The organism is Rhodoplanes roseus (assembly GCF_003258865.1).
In the GTDB taxonomy this organism is placed as follows: domain Bacteria; phylum Pseudomonadota; class Alphaproteobacteria; order Rhizobiales; family Xanthobacteraceae; genus Rhodoplanes; species Rhodoplanes roseus.
Genome location: NZ_NPEX01000243.1, coordinates 1 through 8,992, shown reverse-complemented (window position 1 = coordinate 8,992; position 8,992 = coordinate 1). Strand labels below are relative to the sequence as shown.

Below are 8,992 nucleotides of genomic sequence, written 5' to 3'. Positions count from 1 at the left end.
ATGCCGGTGACGCTCCATGCCGAGTTCACCGGCAACACCGCGCCGGTCTCCTCGGTCGATCTCGAGGCGCGCACCGGCCGGCCGCCCGACTCCACGACATCGCTTCGCTCGCCCGCTTCATCTGGAGACCCCCGCATGACCGATCTCAGCCAGTCCCCGTCCGCCGCCGCACTGTCGCGGCGCCACGTCCTGATCGGCGGTGCCGCCGCCGGCGTGCTCGCGACGCTCGGCTCCGGCACGGCCTTCGCCGCCGACGGCAAGGTCACCATCGCCATGTCGCTCGGTGACGTCCCGCGCCTGTGGGCCGGGCCGGACGGCGGCTTCGAGGGCCTGCGCTTCGGCGGCTATACGGTGTTCGACGCGCTGGTCGGCTGGGATCTCTCCTCGGCCGACAAGCCCTCGACGCTGGCGCCGGCTCTGGCGGAATCGTGGAGCATGGACCCGGCCGATCCCAAGCGCTGGATCGTCAAGCTGCGCCGCGGCGCGACATTCCACGACGGCACGCCGTTCGACGCCGACGCGGCGGTGTGGAATTTCGCCTCGGTGTTCGACGACAAGGCGCCGCAGTATCTGGCCCAGCGTGCGCTCGGCATCCGGTCGCGCCTACCCAGTGTGAAGGGCGCCGAGAAGATCGACGCGACGACCATCGCGGTCCTCACCCATGCCGAGGATTCGCTGGTTCCTTATCAGCTCACCTTCCTGCTGTTCGCGAGCCCGGCGAAGTTCGCCGCGCTCGGCAGCGACTGGATGAAGTTCGCGGCCGAGCCCGCCGGCACCGGACCGTTCAAGGTCGTCAAGCTGGAGCCGCGGGTGCGGCTCCAGCTCGCCCGCAACGACGCCTATTGGGACAAGGCCCGCCTCGCCAAGGCGGCGACGCTGGTGCTGGTGCCGATCCCGGACGGCACGGCGCGCGTCGCCGCGCTGCGCGCCGCCCAGGTCGACTTCATCGAGTCGGTGCCGCCCGACACGATCCCGAGCCTGAAGAGCGCCGGCGTCGCCGTCACCATGAACATCTATCCGCACACCTGGATCTGGTACCTGTCGACGCTGCCGGGCTCGGCCTTCGGCGACAAGCGGGTGCGGCAGGCCGCCAATCTGGCGATCGACCGCGCCGGCATCGTCGAGATGCTCAACGGCACGGCCATCGCGGCCGAGGGCATGGTGCCGCGCTCGTCGCCCTGGTTCGGGACGCCGAGCTTCGTGCTGAAGTACGATCCCGCGGCTGCCAAGACGCTTCTGGCCGAAGCGGGCTACGGTCCCGGCAAGCCGGCGCGCGCGAAGATTCTGATCGCCAACTCGGGCGGCGGCCAGATGCAGCCGCTGCCGATGAACGAGGCGATCCAGCAGAACCTCAGCGCCGTCGGCATCGAAGTCGAGTATCAGGTCGTCGACTTTCTCACGCTGTTCACCGCCTATCGCAACGGCGCCAAGGCGCCGGCCGACAATCCGGTCGCGCTCAATCTCTCGCTTCCCACCCAGGATCCGACCAGCGGCTTCGTGCGCTGCTTCGACTCCGCCCTGACGGCGCCGCGGGGCACCAATTGGGGGCACTATGCGAACCCGGCCGTCGACGCCGCCTTCAAGGAGGCGCAGCTCGCCCGCGACACGGCGGCGCGCGACGGCGCGCTGGCCAAGGCGCACGCGCTGCTGGTCGACGATTGCGCCGCCCTGATGGTGGTGCACGACCGCAACCCGCGCGCCATGTCGGCCAAGCTCAAGGGCTTCGTCCAGCCGCAGAACTGGTTCGCCGACTTCACCCCGGTGTCGATGGGGTGAAGCCCTGGCGGGCCCTTCATACGGACATCGACCTCATGGTGAGGAGCGATCCGAAGGATCGCGTCTCGAACCATGAGGCCCCCGCACGTCGGCTTCCACCGACTTGCGTCCGTGGCACCACCGAAATCCGCCAGTCGATTTCGGTGGTGGCCGCCCTCGCCCTTCGAGACGGCTGCTTCGCAGCCTCCTCAGGGTGAGGGCGGAGGAGACTCGAACGCCCGGCGCAAGAGCCGCAACGAAACGCGAGAGATGACTCAATGAAAGCCGACCTTGTCGTGCGCAACGCGCGCGTCGTTCGTCACGACGGCGAGTTCTTCGGCGGCGTCGCCGTGGTCGACGGGCGCATCGCCGCGCTCGGCGCCGACGCGCTGCTGCCGGACGCGACGCGCGTCGTCGATGCCGAAGGCCGGGTGCTGATGCCCGGCGTCATCGACACCCACTGCCATCTCGGCTTCCACTATCCGTATGCCGAGGACCTGGCGACCGAGACGCCGCCCGCCGCGGTCGGCGGCGTCACCTCGGCGCTCGACTACACGCCGCTGGTCGACCCCGACTATCTCGGCTTCTTCCGCGAGAAGCAGCGCCAGATCGCGGAGAACTCGGCGATCGACTGGGGCTTCCACCTGATCATCCAGCGCGAGGAGGACGTCCACCGGCTCGAGCAGATCACGGCCGATACCGGCGTCGTCTCATACAAGTTCTACTTCGGCTACGAGCCCGACAACGCCATCGGCATCGTGCCGGCGACCGACGGCTGGATCTACGGGGCCATGCGCTCGCTCGCCAAAATCCGTGGCGGCGTCATCAACGTCCATTGCGAGAACACCGCGATCGGCACCTGGCTGGAGCGCGAGATCCGCCCCACCGGCCGCCAGGATCTCGGCGCCTATCAGGAATCGCGGCCGGGCTTCGTCGAGGAGGAGACGATCCGCCGGATGATCTTCTTCTCCGAGCTCACCGGCTGCCCGCTGCACGTCGTGCACACCACCATCGGGGCCGGCGTGAAGCTCGGCGTCGAGGCGCGCGCGCGCGGCGTCGACGTCACCATCGAGACCTGCCCGCATTATCTCACCCGCACCTCCTACGATCCCGATCTCGACATGAAGGCGAAGATCTGCCCGCCGCTGCGCACCAAGGAGGAGCAGGAGGCGCTATGGCGCGGCGTCGCGGACGGGGGGATCTTCTCCATCGGCACCGATCACGTGCCGTTCCGACCGAAGAAGGGACTGGATCTGTGGACCGAGTCGCCCGGCGCGGTCGGCTTCCAGTGGGAGCTGCCGCTGATGCTGCATTTCGGCCATCACGCCCGCGGCGTGCCGCTGTCGCGGCTGGTCGCGCTGAGCTCGTGGAATCCGGCGCGCCGCTTCGGCCTCGCGCCCAGGAAGGGCACGTTGCAGGTCGGCGCCGACGCCGATCTCGTACTGGTCGATCTCGATCTCGAGAAGACCGTGACGCACCAGGGCAAGGGGCACTGCATCTATGCGGGCATGACGCTGAAGGGCTGGCCCGTCATGACCATCGTGGCCGGTGCCGTGGTGGCCGAGAACGGCGCCTTCGACGACACTGCGGTGCGTCCGGCGCGCTGCCTCAACGTGCCGGCCTGACCCGGGCGCCGGCGGATCAGCTCCCGCCGAACAGGCGGTCGCGGTCGAGAGCGTCGACAGGCTGGCGGACCTCGCCGTCGTCGATCCGGACCTCGCCATGAGCGTGCCGCCGGCCCCGACGGCGCCGAACGGCGTCGATGCCATGGCGCACTGCATCGAGGCCTAGCCCAACCGCAGGGCCCATCCGCTGGTCGGCCTCTCCGTGATCGAGGGCATCGGCGGCGGCCGGCCACGCGTTCGCCGATCGCTCGGGACCGCCATCACGTGCGGCAGGGCACCGCCTACCGGCTGTCTGGCGCCCGCTGCGACGCCGCGGCCGATCGTCGAAAGGCCGGCGAGCGAGATGAAGCTGGCCCGGTTCATCGCCGACGAGACACAGAGGTGGCGCAAGGTGATCGAGAGGGCCAATATCAAGGCGGGATGAATCGCCGGCCCGGAGCGCGGACGCGAAGACCTCGCGCGTGTCCGTACTCAGAGGGGCCGGCCGGCCATCGGGAGGACGACATGACCACCATGTCCCGTGCCGCCCTCGACAAGCGAGCCCTCGTGCTCGGGCTCGGCGCCGCGCTGGGCGTCGCGGTCGTCGGCTCCGACGCCGTCCGGGCCAGGGACGCCTATCCGTCCAGGTCGATCATGTTGATCGTGCCCTATCCGGCCGGCGGCGCGAACGACATGCTGGGCCGGCTGATCGGACAGAAGCTGTCCGACCGGCTGCGGCAGCAGGTGATCGTCGACAACCGGCCCGGTGCCGGCACCCTGCTCGGCGCCAGCCAGGCGGCCCGCGCCGCGCCGGACGGCTACACGCTGTTCGTCGGCGGCTTCGCCTCCAATGCGGTGAGCCCGCATCTGTTCAAGGCCGACTACCATCCGATCGACGACTTCGCGCCGATCGGCCTGTTCGGCACCGCGCCGACCATGCTGATCACCTACAACGAGTCGCCCTACAAGACCGTCAAGGACGTGGTCGACGCCGCCAGGGCGCGGCCGGGCGACCTGACGTACGGTTCGTCCGGCAACGGCTCGCCGCTGCACATCGCCGGCGCCAGCTTCTGCCTGCAGAACAAGCTCAGCATGATCCACGTGCCCTACAAGGGCGGCAGTGCGCACATTCTCGACCTGATCGGCAAGCGGCTCGACGTCATCTTCGACACCTCGACCAACGCGGCCGCGCTGATCCGCGGCGGCAAGGTGCGGCCGCTCGCGGTATCGTCGCCGCAGCGGCTGCCCGACTTTCCCGACGTGCCGTCCTTCGCCGAATCCGGCTATCCGAATTTTTCGGTCAACGGCTGGTACGCGCTCTACGCGCCGGCCAAGACGCCGCAGCCGATCATCGACAAGCTCAGCGCCGAGTTGCAGGTGGTGCTGAAGGCGCCCGACGTGATCGAGCGGCTGCGCAGCGTCGGCGTCACGCCCGCCTCCGGCCGGGAGGACGAGCTGATGGCCTACGCCAGGAGCGAATACGCGAAGTATCGCGATCTGATCCGCGACGCCGCCATCAAGGCGAACTGAGCCGACATCCTCCACCCGCGTGCGGGCCCGGCCTCGCTTCGGCTTGCCGCGGAGCGCGAGAAAAAGGCCCGCGCGACGAGGTCGGCGGGCCTTTTCGATATCTCATGGCGATGCGAGCAGGAGACGGGCGATCGTGACATCACTCCGGCCCGGCTCGAGGGTGGCGAGCCGCGGTCGCGTGGCGCGCCGGAGCGGCGCCCGCGTCGTCGCGGCCGGCAAGACCTCAGATCGCGTCCTTGAGCTCCTTGGCGGCCCGGAAGGCGATCTTCTTGCTCGCCTTGATCTTGATGGCCTCGCCCGTGGCCGGGTTGCGGCCCATGCGGGCGGCGCGCTTCTTCACCTGCAGGATGCCGAGGCCGCTGATGCGGATCCGGTCGCCCTTCTTGAGGTGCTTGGTGATGAGACCGACCACGTCGCCCAGGATCGTCTCGGACTGCTTCTTGGCGATCTCGTGGTTTCCGGCGATCGTCGCGGCGATGTGCTTCAGCGTGACGGTCGCCTGGGCGGGCTTGGCAGTCGCGGCGGGTTTGGCAGTCGCGGCCTTCGGCATTCGGGAGTTCCTCCTCGGCACTGATGAACAGATATCCCAGCCCATTATACGATTCGCGGACTCTGGCCAGTGTGGAATCGCGAATGTGCCGATGAATCCTCAGTCTTTTTGAAGGCAACGGGGGATTCGGGCCGTTCGGCGGGCGTTTCGGCCGCGTCGGGGCGCGTGCGGGGCGGTTCCGGCCCGCCGTCACGGCAATGCCGCCGCGAGGTCGCCGCGGACGGACTCGCGGAGCGCGAGCGTCGCGGCGGCGTGGCCGGTGGCCGATCATGGCGCGCGCTCGGGTGCCGACGATCGCGGTCGTGACGCCGGCCCGGGACAGCATCCGGGCGATCGCCAGGGCCGTAACGGCGGGCCGGATCGGGGCGCGCCGCGCAGCCGTCGCGGTCTTCGCGTCGGGCGGACTCGGGAACAGTCTCGTCGCGGCGATCGGAAAAAGAGGATCGACCCGCCGCTGTCGGCACGTCGTCGCCGGTATTCGTCTTCACGCTGTCAGCATCGTCGAGTCGCACGACTGAGTCCGGCCGCGCATGACCAAGGACTGTTCTGCATTGGCATGATTCCTGCTGATTTCGAATCGTGAATACGAGCCGGATGCCTGTACTAACCAGGGAGGGTGCGCGTGTTCAGAATCCTGATCGTGCTTCTCGTCGCGACGCCGGCCTATGCGCGCGACAACGGCGAATACGATCATGTCGACGAGCGTCTGCGAGCCTGGTTCAAGAAGCTGCGCTCGCCCGCCACCGGCGCCATCTGCTGCGACCCGTCGGACTGCAAGCGGACCGAGGCCGATACGGTCGGCGATCATCACCGGGCGCGGCTGCCGTCCGGCGAATGGGTCGACATTCCGCCCGAGCTGGTGATCCACGACTCCGGCAATCCCACCGGTGAGCCGGTTCTCTGCGCCCTGCCGAGCGTCGGCGGATCGCGCGCCCGCATCCTGTGCTTCGTGCCGGGCGCCGGCCTCTAGCCTTCAGAGTTGCACGCGGCAGCGTGGCGCGGTGTGGTGCTCGAGGTTGCGCAACCGGGCGATCGGATCGCGCGCCGGCGCGTCGCGCCGTGCCGGCCGTCCTGCCGCCGGCACGAGGTGGGACAACAGCGCGCCGCGCGATTGCGGCCCGAGCGAGCGGCGCATCAGCCGGCGCAGGATCGCGGCCGCGAGCGCGACCAGAATCCCGACGATCGAGGCGACGGTGACGACGAGCGTGGCGTCGTCGTCGGTCGCCCCGGCGCTACGCAGGCCGCGGCGTGCCGTATCGCCGAGCGCCTCGAAGGCGCGGCGCAGCGGATTGTCCCATCCGTGCGGCGGCGCCGAGGGAGGCGGCAGCGTATCGATCAGCCGCAGTGGGTCCGCCCCGGCGGCCGGCAGCCAGGCCGGGCGGGTGGTCTCGATCGGCGTCGGCACCGCGGCCCGGCGCGCGTCTCCGAGAACCGGGCTCAGCGGCCCGTTGCCGCTCAACGAGAGTCCGGCCGTGCCGAAGGCCGGGACGCTGGCGCGCTGGTCCGCCGTCACGACGGCGTTCTGCCCGGTCTGCACGTCCAGGACCCGGGCCTCGCCGCGCAGCACGTCGACGCTCGAGCGGATCTCGCCGATGGTGACGCGGAACTCGGCGTTCTGCCCGGCCGCGACGATGCGTGGCGTCTCGATCCGAAACGCCCGCTCGGTCGGTCGCAGCGCGCGCACGAGAATGGAGCCGCTCCGGTGCAGGATGGTGGCGGTGCTGTCGGGGTCGGCCGCGCGCGGCACCGTGACGGTCGTGTCCGGCGCCAGCAGCACGGATTCGTCGCTGCCGCCGCGCACCAGAAGGACGCGGCCGTTGGCGCCCGTCGAGGCGGTGTCGCCGGGTGCCACTACGGCGTCCGGGCTCAGCGGCGCGGTCCTGGCCGGGGTCGTCAGGCGGGCGTCACCGGAGACGCGGGCCACCCGCCAGCCGGCCTCCTCGGCGGACGAGGGCGTCGACAGACCGGCAGTCGCGAGCGACAGCAGGATCGCGAGTGTGGCGAAGCGCGAGACCGGGGGCACGGGGCACATATTGGACCTCGACGGACCGGAGCTTGGGGGTGGCGGCGCGACCCAGGATCCACGCTAGTCGAAAACTCCGAAAAACTGCTTAGCGGTATTGGGGTGTATTCGGCCGATCGGCGCAACGACTCGTCAACCATACGCGCGCTGCACCGACGCCGCGGCGGCTCTCGTAGTTTCGAGCCGTTCCAATCCGGATTTCCCCAAATGGCGGCACGCCCCCCGGACTGATACGCCGAAGGCACAGAAGGAGTGTGCCGCCATGGCCTACAAGATCATCGCGTCGCAATGCACCGCCTGCGGCGCCTGCGAGTTCGAGTGCCCCAACACGGCGATCGCCATGAAGGGCGACATCTATGTGATCGACGCCGTCAAGTGCACGCAGTGCGAGGGGCATTTCGACGAGCCGCAATGCGCGGCGGTCTGCCCGGTCGAGGGCACCTGCGTTCCGGCCTGACGGCCGACCTTTTCATATTCATTGTACAGCTTCGACGTCGCTGCCCGCTTCGGCATCGCCTTCGATCGCGCCCTGGTCTACGGCAAGGCCGGCTGGGTGTGGGGCCGCTTCGACATCAGCGGCGGCTCCACGTCCGGCGGCCATGTCGACAGCTACACGGGTGAGGAGACGCTCGACGGCCTGCTGCTCGGTGTCGGCCTCGAATACGCCCTCACCAACAACTGGACGACCAAGCTCGAGTACAACTCCCTGAACTACGGCGCCACCAGCGTCGCCCTCACCGAATGCTATTCGGTCGGCGGCTGCGATGCCTTCTCGCGCTCGCTGAGTGCGGATCAGCACATCGTCGAGTTCGGCGTGAACTCCAAGTTCGACGTCGGCGCCCCGCCGTTCTGAAGACGGTCCCGACCGTCGGTGCGTCAGAAGCCCCGGGCCACCAGCCCGGGGCTTCGTCGTTCCGGCTCCGCCGCGGCCCGTCGTAGAACGGGCTAGTATCATATTGACGTTAATACTAGCATTATTATACCATAACTCTCGTCCTGGCGGAGGCGCGCCGGGCTGCGGTTTCGGGGGCGGAACCGGTTGTCCTGACATCACCGGGGCGGGGAGCATGGGGGCCGTGAGGCACACAAAGGCCGATTTCGAAGCACTTTCGATCACGACAGGCGCCGATCCCGAAGACGCCGCGGCGGCTACGGCCAGCGACCCTCTTCCTGGGGCCGACACGATGCGGGCGGAGACCGTCACCACGATCGAATTCGCGACCGGGGCCTGGTCCGGCGACGACGAGGTCCTGCTGGCGGACCTGTTCGGCGACAGCACCATCGACTGCTGGACCGGGACGGACATCGCCGTGCTCGACGATCGCGGCTCCTCCGGCGCCGGCTTCCTGGCCCACGAGGTCGACACCAGCCCCTCCACGCTCGTCTTCACGGACGGCCGGGCCCCGGCGAACAAGACCGTCGCGACCCTGGTCTTCACCGACGAGGTTCGCGTCCCGGCATGACGACGCAGCGTTCTCGGCCCGCCACGCCGGCAGGCCGTGATCGCCGGGCGCGGGCTCCGACCCGCGC

At 69.4% G+C, this 8,992-nt stretch carries 11 protein-coding genes; 9 read left to right on the top strand and 2 right to left on the bottom strand.

Annotated features, from left to right (window positions below):
• The 4 genes from CH341_RS24425 to CH341_RS24410 form a co-directional block, all read left to right on the top strand.
• Nucleotides 1–1,776: ABC transporter substrate-binding protein (locus CH341_RS24425; RefSeq protein ID WP_210208594.1), on the top strand; the 1,776-nt coding region annotated here is incomplete at its 5' end.
• Nucleotides 1,777–2,033: 257 nt separating this feature from the next.
• Nucleotides 2,034–3,380 (top strand): dihydroorotase, encoded by a 1,347-nt coding sequence (locus tag CH341_RS24420; protein WP_111421587.1) that lies wholly within the window; start codon nt 2,034–2,036, stop codon nt 3,378–3,380.
• A gap of 202 nt (nt 3,381–3,582) precedes the next feature.
• Nucleotides 3,583–3,804, top strand: coding sequence for a hypothetical protein (locus CH341_RS33860; protein ID WP_146604608.1), 222 nt, complete (start codon nt 3,583–3,585; stop codon nt 3,802–3,804).
• 80 nt (nt 3,805–3,884) lie between these two features.
• On the top strand, nt 3,885–4,889 hold the full coding sequence (locus CH341_RS24410; RefSeq protein ID WP_210208593.1) for a Bug family tripartite tricarboxylate transporter substrate binding protein: 1,005 nt from the start codon (nt 3,885–3,887) through the stop codon (nt 4,887–4,889).
• Between the two features lie 223 nt (nt 4,890–5,112).
• Here CH341_RS24410 and CH341_RS24405 read toward each other — a convergent pair whose 3' ends face one another.
• Nucleotides 5,113–5,439, bottom strand: a complete 327-nt coding sequence (locus CH341_RS24405; RefSeq protein WP_111421585.1) for an HU family DNA-binding protein — start codon at nt 5,437–5,439, stop codon at nt 5,113–5,115.
• Between the two features lie 284 nt (nt 5,440–5,723).
• On the opposite strand from CH341_RS24405, the gene CH341_RS24400 reads away from it, so the two are divergent.
• Both CH341_RS24400 and CH341_RS24395 read left to right on the top strand, forming a co-directional pair.
• Nucleotides 5,724–5,957, top strand: a complete 234-nt coding sequence (locus tag CH341_RS24400) for a hypothetical protein (RefSeq protein ID WP_146604607.1) — start codon at nt 5,724–5,726, stop codon at nt 5,955–5,957.
• A 104-nt stretch (nt 5,958–6,061) separates the two neighbouring features.
• Nucleotides 6,062–6,409 carry a hypothetical protein gene (locus CH341_RS24395; RefSeq protein ID WP_146604606.1) on the top strand — a complete coding sequence of 116 codons (348 nt, stop codon included), beginning with the start codon at nt 6,062–6,064 and terminating at the stop codon, nt 6,407–6,409.
• Between the two features lie 3 nt (nt 6,410–6,412).
• Here the strand turns inward: CH341_RS24395 and CH341_RS24390 are convergent, their stop codons facing one another.
• Complete coding sequence (locus CH341_RS24390) at nt 6,413–7,471, bottom strand: FecR domain-containing protein (RefSeq protein WP_111421582.1); 1,059 nt, start codon at nt 7,469–7,471, stop codon at nt 6,413–6,415.
• Between the two features lie 253 nt (nt 7,472–7,724).
• Between CH341_RS24390 and CH341_RS24385 the strand changes: the two genes are divergently transcribed.
• The 3 genes from CH341_RS24385 (at nt 7,725) to CH341_RS24375 (ending at nt 8,925) form a co-directional block, all read left to right on the top strand.
• Nucleotides 7,725–7,919, top strand: a complete 195-nt coding sequence (locus CH341_RS24385) for a 4Fe-4S dicluster domain-containing protein (protein WP_111421581.1) — start codon at nt 7,725–7,727, stop codon at nt 7,917–7,919.
• A gap of 21 nt (nt 7,920–7,940) precedes the next feature.
• Nucleotides 7,941–8,315, top strand: coding sequence for an outer membrane protein (locus CH341_RS24380; RefSeq protein WP_111421580.1), 375 nt, complete (start codon nt 7,941–7,943; stop codon nt 8,313–8,315).
• 331 nt (nt 8,316–8,646) lie between these two features.
• Nucleotides 8,647–8,925: a hypothetical protein gene (locus tag CH341_RS24375; protein ID WP_111421579.1), complete on the top strand. Its 279-nt coding sequence runs from the start codon at nt 8,647–8,649 to the stop codon at nt 8,923–8,925.
• Nucleotides 8,926–8,992 lie beyond the last annotated feature (67 nt).

Coding starts and splice junctions, on each gene's coding strand:
- CH341_RS24375 (WP_111421579.1), top strand. CDS start 8,647: ATGCGGGCGGAGACCGTCACCACGATCGAATTCGCGACCGGGGCCTGG.
- CH341_RS24420 (WP_111421587.1), top strand. CDS start 2,034: ATGAAAGCCGACCTTGTCGTGCGCAACGCGCGCGTCGTTCGTCACGAC.
- CH341_RS24385 (WP_111421581.1), top strand. CDS start 7,725: ATGGCCTACAAGATCATCGCGTCGCAATGCACCGCCTGCGGCGCCTGC.
- CH341_RS24405 (WP_111421585.1), bottom strand. CDS start 5,439: ATGCCGAAGGCCGCGACTGCCAAACCCGCCGCGACTGCCAAGCCCGCC.
- CH341_RS24390 (WP_111421582.1), bottom strand. CDS start 7,471: ATGTGCCCCGTGCCCCCGGTCTCGCGCTTCGCCACACTCGCGATCCTG.
- CH341_RS24410 (WP_210208593.1), top strand. CDS start 3,885: ATGACCACCATGTCCCGTGCCGCCCTCGACAAGCGAGCCCTCGTGCTC.